This window comes from Clostridioides sp. GD02404 (assembly GCF_045898275.1).
In the GTDB taxonomy this organism is placed as follows: Bacteria; Bacillota; Clostridia; order Peptostreptococcales; family Peptostreptococcaceae; genus Clostridioides; species Clostridioides difficile_A.
On record NZ_JBJOCA010000015.1, the window covers coordinates 73223 to 94880 of the forward strand.

General features: G+C 28.0%; 17 protein-coding genes. 15 read left to right on the forward strand and 2 right to left on the reverse strand.

The annotated features are described in order from the left end of the window. Positions 1-2 precede the first annotated feature (2 nt). The 5 genes from Q3287_RS10795 (at position 3) to Q3287_RS10815 (ending at position 5984) form a co-directional block, all read left to right on the forward strand. Positions 3-743, forward strand: coding sequence for an SIS domain-containing protein (locus Q3287_RS10795; protein ID WP_054277243.1), 741 nt, complete (start codon positions 3-5; stop codon positions 741-743). A 306-nt stretch (positions 744-1049) separates the two neighbouring features. Then, complete coding sequence (locus Q3287_RS10800; protein ID WP_161803382.1) at positions 1050-2342, forward strand: sugar ABC transporter substrate-binding protein; 1293 nt, start codon at positions 1050-1052, stop codon at positions 2340-2342. Positions 2343-2437: 95 nt separating this feature from the next. Continuing rightward, on the forward strand, positions 2438-3355 hold the full coding sequence (locus tag Q3287_RS10805) for a carbohydrate ABC transporter permease (protein WP_054271140.1): 918 nt from the start codon (positions 2438-2440) through the stop codon (positions 3353-3355). Between the two features lie 15 nt (positions 3356-3370). Further along, positions 3371-4180: a carbohydrate ABC transporter permease gene (locus tag Q3287_RS10810; RefSeq protein WP_054271139.1), complete on the forward strand. Its 810-nt coding sequence runs from the start codon at positions 3371-3373 to the stop codon at positions 4178-4180. A 55-nt stretch (positions 4181-4235) separates the two neighbouring features. Further along, complete coding sequence (locus Q3287_RS10815) at positions 4236-5984, forward strand: DUF4091 domain-containing protein (protein ID WP_407964061.1); 1749 nt, start codon at positions 4236-4238, stop codon at positions 5982-5984. A 74-nt stretch (positions 5985-6058) separates the two neighbouring features. On the opposite strand, the gene Q3287_RS10820 is transcribed toward Q3287_RS10815, so the two are convergent. Next, positions 6059-7447, reverse strand: coding sequence for a cation:dicarboxylate symporter family transporter (locus Q3287_RS10820; RefSeq protein WP_407964062.1), 1389 nt, complete (start codon positions 7445-7447; stop codon positions 6059-6061). A 339-nt stretch (positions 7448-7786) separates the two neighbouring features. On the opposite strand from Q3287_RS10820, the gene Q3287_RS10825 reads away from it, so the two are divergent. Further along, the gene (locus tag Q3287_RS10825; protein ID WP_074178468.1) at positions 7787-9121 is read left to right on the forward strand and encodes a CoA-disulfide reductase; all 1335 of its coding nucleotides are present in this window, start codon (positions 7787-7789) and stop codon (positions 9119-9121) included. A gap of 111 nt (positions 9122-9232) precedes the next feature. On the opposite strand, the gene Q3287_RS10830 is transcribed toward Q3287_RS10825, so the two are convergent. Beyond that, positions 9233-10150: a ribonuclease Z gene (locus Q3287_RS10830; protein WP_407964063.1), complete on the reverse strand. Its 918-nt coding sequence runs from the start codon at positions 10148-10150 to the stop codon at positions 9233-9235. A 207-nt stretch (positions 10151-10357) separates the two neighbouring features. On the opposite strand from Q3287_RS10830, the gene Q3287_RS10835 reads away from it, so the two are divergent. The 9 genes from Q3287_RS10835 (at position 10358) to Q3287_RS10875 (ending at position 21597) form a co-directional block, all read left to right on the forward strand. Next, complete coding sequence (locus Q3287_RS10835; RefSeq protein ID WP_407964064.1) at positions 10358-11242, forward strand: DUF4846 domain-containing protein; 885 nt, start codon at positions 10358-10360, stop codon at positions 11240-11242. Between the two features lie 230 nt (positions 11243-11472). After that, the gene (locus tag Q3287_RS10840) at positions 11473-13293 is read left to right on the forward strand and encodes a 5'-nucleotidase C-terminal domain-containing protein (protein WP_236730096.1); all 1821 of its coding nucleotides are present in this window, start codon (positions 11473-11475) and stop codon (positions 13291-13293) included. A gap of 231 nt (positions 13294-13524) precedes the next feature. Beyond that, positions 13525-14232, forward strand: coding sequence for a response regulator transcription factor (locus Q3287_RS10845; protein ID WP_054271128.1), 708 nt, complete (start codon positions 13525-13527; stop codon positions 14230-14232). Then, positions 14226-15536, forward strand: a complete 1311-nt coding sequence (locus Q3287_RS10850) for a sensor histidine kinase (RefSeq protein ID WP_407964065.1) — start codon at positions 14226-14228, stop codon at positions 15534-15536. Before Q3287_RS10845 ends, Q3287_RS10850 begins: the two co-directional genes overlap by 7 nt. Positions 15537-15651: 115 nt before the next feature. Further along, a complete protein-coding gene (locus Q3287_RS10855; protein ID WP_054271126.1) occupies positions 15652-16335 on the forward strand; it encodes an ABC transporter ATP-binding protein in 684 nt (227 codons plus the stop codon). Continuing rightward, positions 16328-18715: an ABC transporter permease gene (locus tag Q3287_RS10860; RefSeq protein WP_407964066.1), complete on the forward strand. Its 2388-nt coding sequence runs from the start codon at positions 16328-16330 to the stop codon at positions 18713-18715. The genes Q3287_RS10855 and Q3287_RS10860 overlap by 8 nt, the downstream gene beginning before the upstream one ends. A 269-nt stretch (positions 18716-18984) precedes the next feature. Then, complete coding sequence (locus Q3287_RS10865) at positions 18985-20127, forward strand: pyridoxal-phosphate-dependent aminotransferase family protein (RefSeq protein WP_407964067.1); 1143 nt, start codon at positions 18985-18987, stop codon at positions 20125-20127. 23 nt (positions 20128-20150) lie between these two features. Next, positions 20151-20675: an ECF transporter S component gene (locus Q3287_RS10870; RefSeq protein ID WP_407964068.1), complete on the forward strand. Its 525-nt coding sequence runs from the start codon at positions 20151-20153 to the stop codon at positions 20673-20675. A 103-nt stretch (positions 20676-20778) separates the two neighbouring features. After that, positions 20779-21597 carry a DUF6597 domain-containing transcriptional factor gene (locus Q3287_RS10875; RefSeq protein WP_407964069.1) on the forward strand — a complete coding sequence of 273 codons (819 nt, stop codon included), beginning with the start codon at positions 20779-20781 and terminating at the stop codon, positions 21595-21597. Positions 21598-21658: the final 61 nt, after the last annotated feature.

A 21658-nucleotide genomic window follows, 5' to 3' on the forward strand; every position in this document is an offset into this window, starting at 1 on the left:
ACATGGAATTTAAATACATAAGTGAGATAAAGAGATTAATCGATATAATAGAAAATGAAGAAAAAGCCAATATGGAAAGAGCAGTGGAAATTCTTGTTAAAGCAATAGAAAACAAGAAAGCAATATTTTCTTTTGGAGCTTCACATGCAGGAATACTAACAGAAGAATTATTCTACAGAGCAGGTGGTTGTGTTCTTATAAATCCAGTATTTGCGAAATCTTTGATGTTAGATACAGCACCTATAACCCACACTAGCAAGATGGAAAGGTTAGAAGGATATGGTTCAGCCTTAGCTGATAAGACTCCAATTAAAGAAGGAGATGTAGTTATAATTCACTCAGTATCTGGTAGAAATCCAGTAAGTATAGAATTTGCTATAGAGGCTAAAAAAAGAAATGCAATAGTAATATGCATAACCAATTTAAGTTACTCAAAGAGTGTATCATCAAGACATTCTTTAGGGAAAAATCTTTATGAAGTATGTGATTTAGTAATAGATAATCATGGTCAAAAGGGAGATGCTTGTGTAGAAATAGATGGTCTAAATCAAAAAGTTAGCCCAACTTCTACTGTAATTGCAACTACTGTTATGAATTCTATTATAGCTCAAATTACTCAAGAACTAGTTAATAGAGGATTAAAGAATCCACCAATTTTTTATAGTGCAAATATAGATGGTGGAGATGAATTAAATAAGAAGATTTTTGAAGAGTATAAAAATGTAATTCACTACGAATATTAAGGTGAAGGATATGTTTTAATAAATTCTAAAGTATTATAACAATATAAATAAGTAGTATAAAATAAAGAGGATATCTCAAAATAGAGATAAGCCTCTTTTTAATTGTTAAAATGATGAAAATATATTTGCTTTTATACAAAAAAGAGTCCTCATGAACTAAAAAGCTTATTTTAGGAAACGTTGTCATAGAAAAAAACTATAATAAAAAAAAGTGCATAGAAAAAACTGATTAGACAATAAATACACGCTTTGATAATATTTTAAATGGAATAAAATATGTAGAATTATAATGAAAAATAAAATAAGATGGAGGGAATAAAATTGGGTATGTTGAAAAAATTATGTTCACTAGCTATGGTGGCAATTATGACTACAACTCTTATAACAGGGTGTTCAAGCGGGAATGGAAAAGATTCAAAAAAGGATGGAGAAAAAGAAAAGTTAGTTCTTTGGATGCCACCAGTAGAAGATAATATGAAGGAAGTTTGGGACCCTATTTTAGATAAATTTGAGGAAAAAAATAACTGCGAAGTAGATTTACAGATAATTCCTTGGGACAATTATTCTGAAAAATTTGCAACAGCTATAAGTGCTGATGAAGGTCCGGATGTGGGATATATGTATGCAGAAATGTATCCACAATTTATACAAAGTGGCGCAGTAGAAGATTTAACTAACTACGCAACTAAAGAAGACAAAGAACAATCTATTTATATAAAGACATCTGAAATGATGGGTGGAATGTATGGAATGCCATTCCAAGCAGCAAATCCAGGTGTACTGTACTATAACAAAGATATCTTAGAAAAAATAGGAGAAAAACCTCCTAAAACATGGGAAGATTTTAAAAGAATCTGTAAAAAAGCAACACAAGATACTGATGGTGATGGAAAGATAGACCAATGGGGATTGGCTCAAGGATGGGGAGCTAAAACTTTTGGTAACTTAAATTGGAACTGGTACCCTTACTTGTGGCAAGCTGGTGGGGATATATATAATGATGATTTAAAATCAGTTAAGTTTAATAATAAAAATGGTTTAGATGCAGCAAATTTCTTAAAAGAATTACAAGCATATGTACCTGAAGATTCTTTATCTAAAGATAGTAATGAAATAATAGAAAGTGTATTTGGTCCAGGAAAAGCAGCATTTACAGTAATGCTATCTTCTGCTGCAACAAGTGTATTTGATAAATCATTCCCAGACTTAAATTGGGGATTTGTAACTGGATTAGAAGATAAGAAAGCTGCGACTTTTGGAGCAGTAGACCATTTATCTCTAATGTCATCAGCAAAAAACAAAGAACTTGCATACAAACTAATACAACATATGTTAAGTGTTGAATCGATGACAGAATTCCATAAAGCAATACCAAGAGCACCAATAACAAAAGGTGAACCATATCAAGGTGATGAAAGATTTAAAGAAATGGTTGAAAATGACAAAGATATATATAGACCATTGGTTGTAGGTCCTCATGGTGTTGAAATATATGAATATTTATGGAAAGAACTTCAAACAATGATTTCAGGAGATAAAACTCCAAAACAAGCATTGGATGATGCTGCAAAATATTCAAATGATTTATTAGCACAATAAAAGTTTACAGCTGTAAGACGTTTTATAGTATCTTGCAGATTAAAATTAGCATTGTATCATAGTACAATGCTAATATTTATATTGGAGAGGATAAAATGGAAAACTTAGTTAGAGATTTTGAAGGAAATTCAAAAAAGAAAAGAATAAGATTGAATATTAAACCATATATCTATATATTGCCATTAGGTATAATTTTAGTGGCATTTTATGTGATACCAATAATAATGTCAATATATTTTAGCTTTACAAAGTATAACATTATTAGTCCAGCTACATTTATAGGTTTAGAAAACTATAAAAAATTGTTTACAGATGAAACACTAAAAGTATCTATTATAAATACAATTAAATTTACTATTGTTGTAGTACCATGTCAGACTATTTTATCATTGGTTTTGGCGGTTTGGATTACTGGGAAGGGAAATAGTAAAATAGCTTCATTTGCTAAAGGTGCAATATTTATACCAGTATTATCATCTATGGTTTTGATAGGTATGGTATGGAGAGCTTTATTAAATGGTGAAGGTTCAATTGTATATCAAGTATTAGGTGTTTTTGGCATAGAGTCTTCCAAACTTTTAGGAGATAGTAAGACCGCACTACCTACACTTATGTTTATATCTATGTGGAAAAATATAGGGTATTTTATGGTGATTTACATTTCGGGAATAATGAATTTACCAAAACATTGTTATGAAGTGGCAAAGGTTGATGGAGCTACAAAACTTCAAGAATTTATGAAAATAACAGTTCCTTTATTGAAGCCAACAACAATAATGGTTGTGTTTTTAGGAACTATATGGTCACTACAGGTATTTGACTTAATCTATACTGTGACTGGTGGAGGGCCAGGGATATCTACTATGAGTATAGTTATGCATGCTTTTAACTTGAACTTTAAAAATTTTAATTCTGGATATGCAATGACTGTAGCAAATGTATTATTCTTGTTGATAGCTGTAGTCTCAATTTTGCAGAATAAATTTGTAAGACGAGATAGTTCAGATATTTAGAAAGGTAGGTACAAAATGAAAGCAACAAGAAGATTATTGAGTGATGGTTTGTTATTATTTATAGCATGTGTAAGCTTGGTACCTTTTATATATATGTTGATAATATCTTTAAAGGTAACATATAATTCATATAATTTAGATATATCTTTTTCAACAGTGACACTACAAAATTATATAGATATATTTACTAAGAAAGGATTTACACAATACTTTTTAAATACAGCGATAGTATCTTTTTCAGGTGTAATATTAAACTTAGTATTTAGTACACTAGCAGGATATTCTTTTGCAAAGATGGATTTTAAAGGTAGTGATAAGTTATTTTTATTTATGATAATGACTTTAATTATACCATCTCAAGTTACAATGATACCACTTTATATAATAATGAAACATTTAGGCTGGATAAACAGTTACCTTGCACTTATTATGCCAATACCAACTGCATTTGGTGTATTTATAATGAGACAAGCTATTTTAGGAGTACCAAAAGAGCTATTAGAGTCAGCAAAAATAGATGGTTGTTCGGACCTTAGAATTTTAATACAAATAGTGCTTCCTCTAATTAAACCAGCATTAATTACATTAGCAATATTTACTTTTATGGGAGCATGGAATGAATTTATGTGGCCTCTTATAGCCACAACTAAAGATACAATGAGAACATTAACAGTTGGATTATCAACTCTTAAGACATTCCAGATAACAAACTATGGACAAATGATGGCAGGTGCAACAATAACATTTTTACCTCCATTTATTTTCTATTTGATTTTACAGAGTAAATTTGTAGAAGGTGTATCTCTGTCAGGAATAAAGGGTTAGATACTTTAATTTAAAATATAAAATAGAATTATGTAGATGTGGAGGAGTTTAAGATATGGAGATTTCATATGTATTGAAGGATTGTACATTTAAACACAATAAATATTCAGTTATAGAAGCTGAGACTTGGGAACCTAAAGATTTAGATATTGTAGTAGCTAAGGGGGAGAAGTTTGCTTTTCAAATTATGCTAAAAGCGACGGAAGAATTTAATTGTACAATTGATGGAAGTAGTACTATATCATGGAAAGGTCTTGGAAATAGAGTAAGACTTAAGTTAAATGTACCTAATGAATTAGAAAATGATTTTAGTATCAATGTAATGGGATATGTTCAAGATGATACAAAGGCATTTGTAAATGATGCTATTTTGAGAGATAAAGATGTATTAGTAGAACAACATTTACCTCAAATGTTTTGGATTGAGGGTCAAGTACCTGAGGACTTTACAGAAGATAACTTTAATATAGGTATTGATGTATTCAAAAGCTTTGGATATGAAGATGAAGAAAAAGTTTGTACTATTGATGTACCTGTGGAAGTAAAAAACGTTGTATTAAAATCTTTAGATGAAAGCAGATTCTTTTTGGATTTATGGCAACATCCAAGTTGTTTAGCCAGAATGTATAAGGTTGAATTATGGTCTGATGTCCATTTTGAAATAATTGATAACTATTTAAAAGAACTAGCTTCTTTAGGGGAAAAAGTTGCAACTGTGATAGTTTCTGATTATCCATGGGCAGGGCAAAGTTGTTATAAAGTTTATAAAAATCCATCAAACTTATATGAATACAATATGGTGAGTGTTTCAAAAGGTATAGATGGAAAGATTAAATGTAATTTTGAAAGTATGGACAGGTATATAAATATAGCTAATAAGCATAAAATGGCTCAGGAAATAGATTTATTTGGTTTGTTGGGCAATTGGTGTGCTGGTGAGTTTGGAAACCCTATAGAAGGCTATAAAGACCCAATAAGAGTAAGGTATTATGATGAAAATGATAAGGTATTTAAGTTTATAAATAATACAGGAGATTTAAAAGAATATATAGGATTAGTTTTAAATCACTTAATAGAATGTGGGTTATGGGATAGAGTTAGAGTGATAGCTGATGAACCAAATAATCCAGAAGTAGTAAAAGAGTGTATCGAGTTTATAAACTCTACTGTAGATGAATATAAAGTTAAGTACAAATCAGCAACACATGACCAAAATTTCTTAGATAGAGCTAAAGATGAAGTTGATGATATGTCAATAAACCTAAAACTTACTATTCAAAATTACAAAGATATAGACAAGTTAAAGAAAAAGGTTAATGATAAGGGTGGAATATTAACTTGGTTTGTATGCTGTTTTCCAGAGAAGCCAAATAGTTTTATAAGTTCTCCTTTTGTGGAAAATAGAATAATAGGATGGTATACTTATTATTTTGGTCTTGATGGATTTTTAAGATGGGATTACAATTTATGGACGGAAGACCCTTGGAGGGATGCAAGTTACAAATTCCCTATTTGGAAGGCCGGAGATATGTTCTTTGTTTATCCTGGAAAAGATTTAAAGCCAGTTAGAAGTGTTAGAATGGAGAATTTAAGATTTGGAATACAAGATTTTGAATTATTTACTATGTTGGAAAAAGAAAAGGGAAGAGAATATATAGAAGTTGAACTTATGCAAGAATTATTAAATAAAAAAGAAAATGCTGAGATTAAAGGTTTTGGAAACATAGAGCTAGGATATTCACTTGATAATTCTGGATATGATAAAGTTAAAAAACAAGTGTTAGATTTATTAGATAAATTGTAAAAAAATAAAAGGCAGTATATTACTAAATAACTAAAACTATTTAGTGGTATACTGCCTTTATTTTTTTACTTATTTTAAGAAATATTTTTTTTACTAAATACTTCTTTATCGACTTTTCCAAGTGATTTTCCTACAGTAATTGATGATACCATAGCACCATTAACATTTATCATTGTACGTCCCATATCCAATATAGGGTCTATTGCGAGGATTCCACCAACTAATGGAAAATAAGAGCCAAGGCCAACTCCAGATATAACAACTGAAACTGCCATTGTAGCAGTTCCTGGAAGACCTGCTATTCCAAAAGAACTAATTGTTATAACTATTAACAACATAACATAAAAGCTTATGTCCATGTTCACGCCAGCCATATTAGCAAGTGTAACAGCCATTAAAGCAGGATATATACCTGCACAACCATTCATACCCATATTTGCACCTAGACTTGCTGTAAAGCTTGATACACCCTCATCAACTCCATGATTTTGTACTAAGCTTTCTATCGTTACAGGCAATGTTCCTAAACTAGAACGCGAAGTAAATGCTAGAAGTAGAGCTTCTGTTGAATTTTTTATATAAGTAAAGGGATTTAGTCCATTTAAAGTTATAAAAATTAAGTGTATAACAAATAATACCGCAACTGATATATAAAGTGCTAATATAAAATGTAAAACAGATACTATTGAGCTAATACCTTGTGAAGTTATTGTATTTGCAAGTAGAGCAACTACAGCATAAGGCATAAATTTGATAACAGTCATAGATACACTTACAATTATTTTGTAAGATGCTTCTATAAAATCTATAAATGGCTTTATCGTTTCAGAATGTTTTTTGTTTAATCTTTTTATTGATGTAGCTATAAATGTAGCAAATATTATTGTAGCTACGATATTTCCATTTGCCATAGCCATTACAGGATTTGATGGAAGTAATCCTCTTAAAGTATCCACAAGAGAATTTATTTCTTTAAGTTCTTGAGTTCCTCCCAAAGCAGGTAGATTAACTCCTACACCTAACTTCATTATATTTGCAACTACAATTCCAACAATAGCAGCTATAGCAGTAGTAGTAAGAAGCATACCTAAAGACCTAAAAGTAAGCGTCCCAAGATTATTATCTTTCATATTAATAATTACCTTTATAATTGATAAGAAAACTAAAGGTACTACTAACATTTTTAATAAGTCCATAAATCCAGAGCCAAATAGACTATACCATTTACTTACTTCTTGTAGCCAAGTAACTTGAGTTGTATCATTAGGAAAACCAGCAAAAGCTTGAATTATAATTCCTAATATAAGTCCGAGTATTGTAGCATATATTGTTCTCAATGAAAATTTGATTTTTTTCTTTTCAAATTGCCTAACAATAAAGAATGTACCTAAAAGCAAGATTATAAAAAAAATCGTTTTAAAATCTGTAATCATAAGAAATTGTGATAAGAATGAACTTTCCAATATTTTTTCTCCTTTATCTAAAAATAAATTTTTCTAAGTCTAAATAATATCAATATATTAAAAAAATGTCAATATTATATCATAATTTACTAAAATAGAATAAATTAATTTAATTTACGTAAATGTGATTAAATACAGAAAAATAGGGTATAATATGTGTTTAAAGAATTTGACTTTGGGTAAGAAAAGATAAAATAGCTTTTGTGAAATTTGATTTCAAACAAAATGATGTGAAAAAAATAACAATAAATTATTATAAAGATGTGTACATAGAATATATATCAAATGAAAAGCTCAAAATAAGTAAAGAAATTAATTAGACATCAAAGGAGAGATAAAATGAGAGTAATAATAATTGGAGGTGTTGCAGCTGGGATGAGTGCTGCAGCTAAATTAAAAAGAATAAAACCTGAATATGAGGTTGTTGTTTACGAAAAAACAGAGATAGTATCTTTTGGTGCTTGTGGATTGCCATATTTTGTTGGTGGATATTTTGATGATGCTAATGACTTATTAGCAAGAACACCTGAAAAACTTAGAGAATCTGGAATTGATTTAAATATATTTAAAGAAGTTATTGAAGTTGATAGTGAATCTAAAAAAATAAAAGTAAAAAATATAAAAACAGGTGAAATACATGAAGATTACTATGATAAATTGATGATAGCAACTGGGGCAAGAAGTATTATGCCTCCTATAAAAAATGTAGAATTGAAGAATGTTTCTATGTTAAAAAGTTTAGATGATGGAGAATATTTAAAAAAGATTTTAAGTGACAAAGAAAATAAAAGAGTTACAATAATAGGTGCTGGATTTATAGGATTAGAAGCAGTTGAGGCATGTAAGAAGTTAGGCAAAGATGTACATGTAATTCAATTGGAAGATAGAATATTACCTCAAGTATTTGATAAGGAAATTACAGATGTTTTAGAGGAAGAAATAAGAAGACATGATGTTAAATTGCACTTGGATGAAATGGTTGTAGAGCTGTATGGAGAAGATAAAGTAGAAAAAGTTATAACAAATAAAGGAGAAATAGATACAGATGTAGTAATAATTGCTACTGGTGTTAGACCTAATACAGAGTTTTTGTCAAATACTAATATAGAAATGCTAAAAAATGGAGCTATAGTAGTTGATGAGTACGGAAGAACTTCTGTAAAAGATATATACTCTGCTGGTGACTGTTCAACCATAAAGAATATAGTAAGTAATGAAAATGTATATGTACCTTTAGCAACTGGAGCTAATAAATTAGGTAGGATAGTAGGAGAAAATCTAGGAGGAAGAGAAGTTTCTTATCAAGGTTCACTATCTTCAAGTTGTATAAAAATTATGGATATGGAAGCTGCTTCAACTGGAATTACAGAAAGACAAGCTAAAGCTTTAGGTATAAATGTTAAATCTAAATTTATTTCTGATTATAATCAAACTCATTATTATCCAGGAAGAAATAAGATATATGTAAAACTTGTTTATGATGCAGATACAAAAGTTATTTTAGGAGGACAAGTGGCTGGGTTTAAGGATGCTGTACAAAGAGCAAATGTATTGGCAGCTGCTATTTTTGGAAAAATGACCACAAATCAGCTTGGAATGTTAGACTTGTGTTATGCTCCTCCATTTGCAAGAACTTGGGATGTGTTAAATGTGGCTGGAAATGTATCTAAATAATATTATTTAGATTATAGCCAACAAGTAATTGAAGGAATGAATTTACACGAAAATATTTCTATAAATGTAAAATTCATTCCTAAGTTTTTGTTAATAAATATAAATAGATATTTATTCATCAAAATTTAAGTGTAGGCTTAGCCTATCTTCTCCAAGAATTGTATTTTCAAAAACATTAGTGGCGTTTTCTAAGTACATATTAGGCATATCTAATGATGGACTAAAATGTGTTAATAAGAGTTGTTTAACATTTCCTAGTTTTGCAAGATTTGCAGCTTCTCTAAAAGTCATATGTTTGTTTTTAACAGCTTTTGATATGTCTAAATCATCGCCATACATAGCTTCACATATGAATAAATCACTATCTTTTATAAAGCTTGGTATTGTTTCTATAGGTCTTGTATCAGTTGTAAGACTTATTTTAACGCCCTTTCTTGATTCTCCTAAGACCATATCTGGAGTGTACTTTTTTGAATCTAAAACTACACTTTGACCTTCTTGGAGTTTTTTCCACAATATTTTAGGAACTTCATTTCTAGTTGCCTTATCTATATCAAATTTAGGATTTCTTCTAAAATTAAAACTATACCCTAAACACTCTATGGAGTGTTCTAAATCAATTGTTGAAATTTCTACATTTCTTAAAAACTCATTATCTAAAGTAAAATTACCTTGAGGATTTTCTATGATTTTTAAAGTATATGGTATATATTCTACTAAATTTCTCATAGAACGAATACAATCAACTATTCCAACTGGGCCAATTATAGTTAAATCACTTGTACGACCACTATTTCCAATCGTTGATAAAAGTCCTAAAAGTCCAAATATATGGTCACCATGTAAATGGGTTATACAAATCAAGTCTATATCTTTAAAGCCACATTTTTTTAGCTTCATGGATACCTGAGTGCCCTCACCACAATCAATTAGTATTTTTCTACCTTTATAGTTTATGAACACAGAAGATAGAAATCTGTTTGGCATAGGGACATTTCCACCACATCCAAGTAAAGTTAAATCTATCATTTTTTCCCCTTTCTAAAATTAACACAAATCTGTTGTTTGTTTTTATTATAATATCCTATTATAATTATTTTAACATTAAATATATCAATAAATGTGTATTTGAGTCAAGAAATATTGTCAAATAGTTTTTTTGTATTGAAATATATAAAAACTTTATGAGAAGAAATTGAATTTTATTTTTAGAAACATTTAAAGGAGGATAAATTAATGAAAATATTAAAGAAAATAACTATTTTGTCATTGATTACATTAACTTTGGTTGGATGTAGTAATGGAGAAAGTAAAAAAACTATTGAAGGTTCTAAGAAAACTCAAAGCTCTAAAGAAGATGAACAAGCAATAATAGTACATAAAGATGCAAATATATTGAAAGATAGGTATGAGCCACCAAAAGGTTTTAAAAGAGTGGATGTAGAAAAAGGTAGTTTTGAATCATTTCTTAGAAATACTAAGTTGAAAAATTATGGAGAAAAGGTAAAGTATTATGATGGCAGAACTAAGGAATCAAAAGGCATTTATGATAGTGTATTCGATGTTGATATTGGTAATAGAGATTTACATCAATGTGCAGATGCAATTATGCTTATGAGAGCTGAATACTTATATCAGAATAAAAGGTATGACGAAATAAGTTTTGATTTTGTTGATGGTTTTAAGGCTAAGTATTCAAAGTGGGTAGAAGGATATAGAATTTCAGTAAAAGATAGTGGTTCAAGTTGGTATAAATCAACTGAATATTCAACATCTTATGAGAGCTTTAGAAAGTTTATGGATATAGTATTTGCTTATTCAGGAACTTTATCTCTTGAAAAAGAATTAAAACCTGTAGAAGTTGATGATATGAAGATAGGAGATGTGTTTATAATTGGTGGAAGCCCAGGACATGCAAGTATAATTATGGATATGGCAGAAAATGAAAAGACTGGAGAAAAAGTATTTATGATAGCTCAAAGCTATATGCCTGCACAACAAACTCAGCTTCTTATTAATCGCAAAAATTCAAACCTAAGTCCTTGGTATAGTTTAGACTTTAAAGGTGATTTAACAATACCTCAATGGACTTTTAAAAGAGACCAATTGAAAAGATTTTAAAATAATTTTATATAAAATAAAAGAAAAATACATATGAGAAAAAATGTAATTAGATTAAAACTAATTGGATATGGACAAAATTAAATTGATAGATATTAAAGGTTATGTTAATTAATCTTATGTATATTTAATATTTATCTAAAAGGTTTTATGTAAAATATAAATTTTATCTAAAGCTAAAACTAATTTGAGGAGGATAATTTATATTGAAAATTAGGAGATATTTAATTTTGGTAATTATAATTCTAATTACAACAAGTCAGAGTGTTATTTCTTATGGGCTAGAGCAAATTGAAGAAATAACTATTTTTCACACTAATGACATACATGGAAGATATGCTGAAGGTAATGAACATATACAAATAGGTAATCTAGCTACATTGAAAAAAGACACTCCAAACTCAATTTTAGTAGATGCAGGAGATTGTTTACATGGACTTCCAATAGTAAATATGGACAAAGGGAAAGAAGCAATCGAATTGATTAAGTGTGCTGGATATGACTACATTACTCCTGGTAATCATGACTTTAATTATGGAAAAGATAGATTGTTTGAATTATCTCAAATGGCTAGTTCAGGAGAGAACAATTTAAAATTTTTATCATCAAATATCCTCAAAAATGGTGAAAAAGTATTTGATAGTAATGATATAAAAGAAATAGATGGTATAAAGATAGGGTTTTTTGGACTTACAACTCAAGAAACAAAGAGCAAGACAGGATTTAAAAATGTGGAAGGATTGGAGTTTACAAATCCTATAGAGAATGCAACAGAGCAAGTAAATGAGTTGAAAGGAAAAGGTGCTGATGTAATAGTTGCAATATGCCATATTGGTACTAATAATTTAAGTAAGCCAAATAGTATAGATATAGCAAATGAAGTCCAAGGTATCGATTTAATTATTGATGGTCATAGTCATACTAAGTTTGAAAATGGCAAGCAAGTTGGTGACACATTGATTGTAAGTACAGGACAATATCTAGAACATATTGGCGAAGTAAAACTAACACTTAATACTAGTGATATAGAAAATATAAAAATAGAAAATAAATCAGCTAGATTGATAGATAAGGAAGAAGCATTAAAATATGAATTGGATGATAGTATAAGTAAAAAGATTGATGAAATAAAAGAACATCAAGAAAAAATATTAGATAAAGTTATAGGTGTAACAAAAAATACTCTAGATGGCTCATATGAAAATGTAAGGACAAAAGAAACTAATTTAGGTAATTTAATAAGTGATATTTTACTTGATAAGACTAAGGCTGATATTTCTCTATTTAATGGAGGAAATATCAGAGATACAATAGAAAAAGGGAACATAACAAGAAGAGATATTGTAGATGTATTTCCTTTTAATAATACGATAGTTACCAAAGAACTTACAGGAGCACAAATTAAAGATGTATTAGAGCAAGGAGTAAAACTCTATCCAGAAAAGAATTCAGCCTTTTTACAAGTAGGAGGAATGTCATATTATTTTGACCCAAAACAAAAAGAAGGAGAAAAAATAACTGGTATTTTAAAAGATGGAAAACCATTAAATTTGAATAAAAAGTATGTGGTTGCAACTAATGATTATATAGCATCAGGTGGAGATGACTTTAGTTGCTTTTCAAAAGAGCCAGTATTAAAGGATTTCGGAAATTTAGAGAGTATGGTAATTGAATATATAGAGTACAAAAAAGAAATATCACAAAGTATAGATGGAAGAATTAGTATCAAATCTAAAAAAGAGATAGCAAGTAATAATCAAGAGAGTGAATTGATAGTAGGAGAAAATAAAGAAAATATTAGTGATAATGAAGGTAGTACATCTAATAATGATATAAAAAATTCTGATAGTTATAAAAGTAAAAAAACAGATAAAATAAAACCTATAGAGAGTTCTAATACAGGAGTATATAAAAGAGAAGCTAAAGAAAAATCTCCTAAAACAGGAGACTTAGGTTTTTCAAATAGTATGATTGTATTTATAGCATCAAGTACATTACTATACTTATTAAACTTTAATCAAATAGGTTTAAAAAACAAAAAGTCAAAATAAAAATTAATAAGTAAGAGTTAGCAAATAAAAATTTAATCTTAGACACTAATAAAAGTGAAAAGGTAATTAGTTGTATAAATACTAATTACCTTTGTTTTTTTGTGTTTAAGTATATTTATATCTAAGTAAAATCCAATTAATAATCTATAAATATTTATAAATTGATAAATAAAATGTTTTTACTAGTATGATATAATTTAGCTAGTATGTATGATAATGGAGGATAGAAGGATGAATAATATATTACTTTTGGAAGATGATAAATCTTTAAATAGGGGAATCAGTTTTAAACTAAAAAAAGAAGGATACAATGTTTTTAATGCATTTAGCATAGAAGAAGCAAAAAATATTTTCGTAAAAGAAGAGATAAATTTAATTATTTCTGATATAGGTCTTCCTGATGGAAGTGGTTTTGATTTTTGCGAGGAGATTAGAAATAAAAGTGATGTTTACATAATAATGCTAACGGCCCTTGATGAAGAAGTAGATATTGTCACAGGATATGATTTAGGTGCAGATGATTATATCACAAAGCCATTTAGTTTGATGGTATTGATATCCAAAGTGAATGCACTTATGAAAAGGGTAAATACAGTAAAAAATTATACTTTATTAGTTTGTGATGATTTATTTTTTTATTATATAGAAAATAAGTTGATTATAAAAACAGATAATAAAGAAGAAGAGATAATTTTGAGTAAAACAGAAACTAAACTCTTAAGATATCTTATGGAAAATTCAATGCAGACGTTGACGAAAGAACAACTATTAGAATCCCTATGGGACAATAGTGGAAATTTTGTAGATGATAATACTATTGCAGTAAATATAAGAAGACTTAGACAGAAAGTAGAAAAAAATCCATCTGAACCTAAGTATATAAAGACAGTAAGAGGGGTTGGATATATGTGGGGGGAAAGGAGTATAAAAAAATGTTAAAAAATATGAATCTCAAAGATAACTTCAGTATGAGAGATGATTATATAATGAGAAGAGTTATTGGATGTTCTGTTTTATCTGTACTAATAATAACACTTATGTTTATACTCTTTGAATACAATAGATTACATAAATTATATGAATATCAAATAAAAAACACCCAAAGTATTGTAGGGGTATTGATTGATAAATATCCCAATGATGAAATAGATATAGTAAAATCTATTTACAATTCTGACTATAGTAAGGTAGATATTGGAGAAAAAGCATTTGAAAAATTTGGATATGGATTAGAAAATAAAATGTCAAATGATAAAAATTTTGGACTGTACTTAAAATCTTTTTTTAGAGAATCAGTTCTCGTTTTTTTAGTAATGTTTATAGTTGTTACAAGCATAATCTATTATTTTATAAGATACATAAATAAAAGATTGAGTAAAATTTATTTTATAGTAGATAAGATGTCACAAGAAAATTACTTGAAAGACACTACTGACCTAGAAGATACTGGTTATCTAGTAGAGTATAATGAGTATTTTAAAGAAGGTACATTTAGCAAAATAAATAACTGCCTATATGAGCTGAATAGAAGCTTAAAGATAAAATTTATTAAATTGGAGAAAGAAAAAGAGAGTGTGAAATCATTAGTAACAGATATCTCTCATCAACTAAAAACTCCTTTAGCATCATTAAAATTGTATAATACATTGCTTATAGAAGAAGAATTAGATGAAGACGAAGCTCAAGAATTTCTATTAACTAACAAAAATTCTATAAATAAATTAGAAAACTTGATAAACTCTTTGGTTAACATATCAAGACTAGAGATTAGTATGATAAACATAAAAAAAGAAGATAATGATATAAAAAATACCATTTTAAATGCTATAAAAAGTGTAGTGCCTAAAGCTAAGATTAAAAACATAACATTAAATATAAATGAATTCGATAGTAGGATTATACCTCATGATAAAAAATGGACTGAAGAGAGTATTTTCAATGTATTAGATAATGCTGTAAAATATACACAAATAAATGGAGAAATAAACATCTCTGTAGAAGAAACTGTTAATTATTTTAAAATTATAATAGAAGATAATGGTAGTGGAATTAAAAAGAGTGAGTTCAATAACATATTTAAACGTTTTTATAGAGGGATATCTGAGGAAGTTGAATCTATAGAAGGTAGTGGAGTAGGATTGTATCTAAGTAGAAAAATATTAGAAGAACAGGGTGGAAATATTATAGTTTCTTCTAAAGTAGGGGTAGGAAGCAAGTTTTCTCTGTTTCTTACAACTATGTAATATTAAATGAAAGGAAAATGTAAGCCTCTACATTTATTATATAAGTATAAACAGCTCCAGAAATAAAATGTAATAAAAAATGGAGTAATATAACTTAGAATGAGAGGATAATTTTATGAAAATACTATATACTGAAAACTTATCAAAACATTATGGAACAGGAGAGAGCTTAGTAAGAGCTTTAGATAATGTCAACTTAGAAATAAATGAAGGTGAATTTGTTGCAATAATAGGAAAATCAGGTTCTGGAAAAAGCACTCTTTTACATATGATTGGAGGTCTTGATATACCTACATCTGGGAATGTATATATAGATAATAAAAACATATTTACATTAAAAGAAGAAGAACTTGCTGTATTCAGAAGAAGAAAAATAGGATTTATATTTCAAAGTTATAACTTGATACCATCTCTTAATGTGTGGGAAAATGTAGTGTTACCAATTGGTCTAGATAGTAGAGAAGTAGATGAACAATTTATAAAAGAGCTTTTAAAATCATTGGGACTTGAAAATAAACACGATGTTTTGCCAAATACATTATCAGGTGGTCAACAACAAAGGGTGGCAATAGCAAGGGCATTAGCTACAAGACCAGCTATAATACTTGCAGATGAACCAACTGGAAACCTAGATTCTAAAACATCTGATGAAGTTATGAGTATTCTAAAGTCTATGTCTAAGAAATACAGTCAAACTTTAGTTATGATAACTCATGATGATAGTATAGCTCAAATGGCTGATAGAGTTATATTTATAGAAGATGGTAGGGTATCAAAGGTTGGTGATAAAAATGATTAATACTACTAAAATAGCAAAAAGTAATCTAAAGCAAAATAAATCAAAAAGTATTCTAATAATAATTACTATAATACTTTCAACTTTAATGCTTTCATCTATTGGAATTTATATTGTTGATGCAGGAACCTATCAGAAAGAAAATACTATAAAGTATTCAGGTAATTATCAAGGTATATTAGCTAATGCGGATGAAAAACAAGCTAATATATTGAGTAATCATGCAGATGTAGAGTTAACTGGTAAAATGAATGGAGTAGGTTTTGAGAAGTTAGAAGATGATTCAAATATTTCTCTAGCATACATGAATGAAGATGCTTTAAAATTAAATAATTTTGAGTTTGTAAAAGGGAAGTTACCAACAAAAGAAAATGAAATTGTGTTAGATAGAGGAGCTTTAAAAGCACTTGGTTATAGTAACAAAAACTTAGGTGAAAAGATAAAAATATCTTATAATGATTATAAAAGCGATAAAAGAATTGAAAAAGAATTCATTATAACTGGAATTTTAAAAACTAGTGAAATATCTGAAGCAGGTAAATTTTATACAGCTATTATATCAGAAACATATATGAAAAATACTAGAGATATGTCACAAGAAGATTTTAATATATATGTGAAATTAAATGATAAAAGTAATTTATCGATAGAACAAGCAAAATCAAAATTAAATAAGGTTGCTAATGATATAGGATTGGATACTGTTAATGTAGCTGTAAATGAAAATTATATAAATGCTTTAAAACCTGATATGGAAACAATTATGGGTGGAGTATTTGTAGGGCTAGTAATTGTATTGTCTAGTATTTTAGTAATATACAATATATTCTACATTTCAATAGTTACGAAGGTTCAAGAATTTGGAAAGCTTAGAGCAATTGGTGCAACTAAAAAACAAGTAAAAAATATAGTATTTAAGGAAGGTTTTATCTTAGCAGGGATAGCAATACCAATAGGAACAATCTTAGGATATGCACTTTCAAATATTATAATAAAATCAGTTATGGATATAGATATAAAATCATCACAATTACCAGTTATATTATTGGTTATAATAATAAGCTTTATGTCTGTTGTGTTATCACTTTTAAAGCCAATGAAAGTAGCATCAAAAGTATCTATAGTTGATGCAGTAAGATATACTGGAAATAAAATAAGTAATAAAAATAAGAGAAAAGGTTATAAAAATATAAATTTAAAGAGATTATCACAAGCTAATTTAGAAAGAAATAAAAAACGTACTTACATGACATTGGTATCTCTTATATTGAGTGGAACTATATTTATAACAGTATCAACTGCCTTAGAAAGTTTTGATGCTGAAAAGATGGCAAGAGCAAATTTTCCTTATGACATAGAGGTTAGTCTTGCTGGTTATGAAATGGATAGTGATAAAAATCCTAAAAATAATTTGAATATCTTGCAAATGAATAATCCTTTAAGTAAAGACTTTTTAAATCAAATAAAAGATATAGAGGGAATTAAAAAGATAGAGTCTGCGAGAAGTGTAAAGGTTGGAATGGATGATTATGATGTTGAATTTAAACATGACCTTTTACAGAGTGTAGATGAAAATGATGTCAAAGCATTAAATAATAATTTAGTAGATGGAAAAATAAATTTTGAAAGACTGCAAACAGGAGATGAAATAGTAATTACTCATGTTGATACAGCAAAAGAAATGGGAGTAAAGGCAGGAGATAAAATAAAATTAACTCTATATGATGGAGATAAAATAATAAAAAAAGAATTTAAAGTTCAAGCAATAGCTATGGGGTCTCCAAGCTTTGGCATAGGAAAAGATTTTATAGATAGAACTTTGAAACATGATTCAACAAGTAGTTTAGGAATATATACAGAAGAAGGAAAGTATCAAGAAATAAAAGATAGTATAAAGAAAATCGCTAAATCTAATGGTTTTTTAGAGACAGATTTTTTAGATAGTAGAGTAGAATCAAATAAGGCTGTTATTTCATTTATAAAGATAATGGGATACACTTTAACAGGTATAATAGGTGTGATTGGATTTATGAATCTTGTAAATACAATGATAACTAGTATAGTTACTAGAAAGAAAGAACTTGGTATGCTTCAAGCTATTGGTCTTACTAATAAACAATTAGTAAAAATGCTTAACTCAGAAGCTATATATTATACTTCTAGAATGATGATAGGAAGTATTTTATCTGGAGGAATATTAGGATATATTGCTGTTATATTTCTAAAAAAGACTGGATTATCTTATGCAACATATGCTTTACCAATAGTACCAATCCTATTGATGGCTGTATGTATTCTTATAGCTCAATTTATAACAACATATTTAATAGGAAAAAGTTTCAATAAAGAATCACTTATTGATAGAGTAAGATATAGTGAATAAAATATGGATATTTAATGGGTAGTTTTTAAGTAATAAAAAGAAGAATATAAAAAGATAAGTAAATAGATTAAAATATATAGATACAGAGTAGATATTCTAAAATGATATTTGCTCTGTATTTTATTGTGCAATTATTTGTATGTCTAATAGAGGAGATTGTTTATAGGGGAAATGTATTGGTACAATTTTAAAAAAACATAAAATTGTACCATATAAAATGAAAATTTTGTATAATAATCGTATAGAAAATAAAAAGGAGCTGAATATATATGAACAATAAAATTAATTATGCACCAGGACCAACAGAAACTAGGGAAAATGTAAGATTAGCAAGAGCAGAGAAGACAACAAACCCAGATATAGATGTTGATTTTGTTGAATTTTATAAAAAGACATGTGAAAAGTTTGGTAATATAGTTGGTACAAAAAATGATGTTTACATATTGAGTGGAGAAGGTATATTAGGGCTTGAAGCTGCCTGTGCATCACTTACAGAAAAGGGAGACAGAGTCCTTGTAATTGATAATGGGATATATGGAGAAGGTTTTAAAGATTTTGTAACAATGTATGGTGGAGAGTATGTGCTTTTTTCAAGTAAATATACTAAAAGTATAGATGTTGATGAATTAAAGGCATTTTTAGATAAAGATAGTAACTTTAAGTATGCAACAGTTGTACACTGTGATACTCCAACTGGTGTACTAAACGATGTAAGCAAAATATGCCCATTACTTAAGGCATATGGAATATTAACTGTAGTTGATTCTGTAGCAGGTATGGTTGGAGAGAGATTAAATGTAGATGAATCTAAAATAGACATAATATTAGGTGGTTCGCAAAAAGCTATCTCTGCACCAGCAGGTCTTACTATAGTTGGGATAAGTAAAGATGCAAAAAATTGTATAAAGAATAGAAAAACGAATGTAACAGGTTTTTATTGCAATTTAAATATATGGGAAGGTTATTATGAAAAAAAATACTTTCCTTATACAATGCCAATAAGCGACATAATAGGTCTTGATAAAGCTCTTGATAATATATTAGAAGAGGGAATAGAAAAAGTATTAGATAGACATGAAAAAATAGCTTATAGTGTCAGAAAATCTATTGAGGAATATGGTCTAGAATTATTTTTAGAAGAAGGGTATTCTAATACAGTCACAGCTATAAAAATTCCTGAAAGTATAGGAGCTTTAAAACTTACCAAATACATGCTTAAAAATTATAATACACTTGTTGCAACATCATTAAATCAATACATGGACACTATTTTAAGAATAGGTCATATGGGAGAAAATGCTAATCTAAACAAAATAGAACACATACTAAATATTTTGGATAAAAGTTTAAATACATTAGGATTTAAAGGAAATGGAAGTTTATTAGATTTATTTAATAAGTATTATTTTTAATAGTTAGACAAGGGGGATGAAGCATGGAAATTATAGCTAAACAAAAATTTACGACGAAAGACATGGTAGAAACTTCACTATTAATAGCTTTAGTGTTTATTGCAACCAAATTTATAAATATAAGATTGCCAATATCTATAAATGGTGGGCTTGTTCATTTAGGAACAGCAATGTTATTCATATCAGCGATAGTATTTGGAAGTAAGAAAGGTGCTTTATCAGGTGCTATTGGTATGTCAATTTTTGATTTAATATCTGGATGGACTCTATGGGCTCCATTTACTTTTATAGTTAGAGGTATCATGGGTTATTTACTTGGAAAGATTGTATGGGCAAATGGCAAGAATGGAAACAATTTTTTAATAAATGTAATAGGAATAGTTGTTTCATCAATTTGGATGTTGTTTGGATATTATGTAACAGAGGTTATACTTTATGGAAATTTTGTAGTACCTCTTACATCAATACCAGGTAATTTAATGCAAGTATTAATAGGTCTTATAATAGCACTTCCTATTTCTAAAATATTGAAAAAATGTATGAAATGATAATAAAGTAGACTAAAATTTTCTGATAGCATAAATTATATTGTATAATATTAAGGTAAAGTACATAATAATAAAAATATTTTAGGATAGGGGCTAACTCAATATGTTATCAGTTACAAGATATTCAGTTAGAAGTGCTCGTTTAAAGCCATGGGTAAAGTTTATTTGGTATCTTAAGACAGATGAAAATATATTGTTAAACAATAAGTTATTACCCACAGATAGTATAGATATTATTCTTAATCTTTCTGATATTATAGAATATAAAATTGGAAACCAAAACTATACAACTAATAATATACATTTTAATGGAATAAGAGACAAGTATGGATTTATCATTCAACGTGGAAATATACGTGTTATGGGAATTTCTTTTTATCCATTTGGTCTTTATCCATTTTTAAAGGTACCAATTTCAGAATTTAATGGTCAAATTGTCAATCTAGAACAAGTATCAGATATCTTTGCAAAAAAGTTGGAAGACTCTTTAAATAAAACATCATCAGTAGAAAAGTATGTTTTATATTTAGAAGAAGTGTTATTATCTATACTAGAAGAAGGTTTGATTGAAAATAAATCTGTAAAAATTTTGGATTCATTTATATATGACAATAGGTATAGTAATATAAAATCTTTTTGTGATGATATGAATATAAATATTAAAACTTTGGAAAGAATCTGCTTAAAATATACAGGATATACACCTAAAATTTTAAAGAGAATATGTAGATTTAAAATGGCAAGTAATCAGCTTATTCGTACCTATAAAAATAATGAACTTTTTGATTTTATTTATGAAAATGAGTACTATGACCAAGCACACTTTATAAAAGAATTTAAAGAATTTTCAGGGACATCACCAATTAAATTTATTAGTGAGAATAAGACTATTAAAGAAAATATAAGGTATAGTTACTTGTAATTACACTGTCGATTTTTTACAATACCTCTAATTTAGTTTTTGATATGATATAAGAAAAATA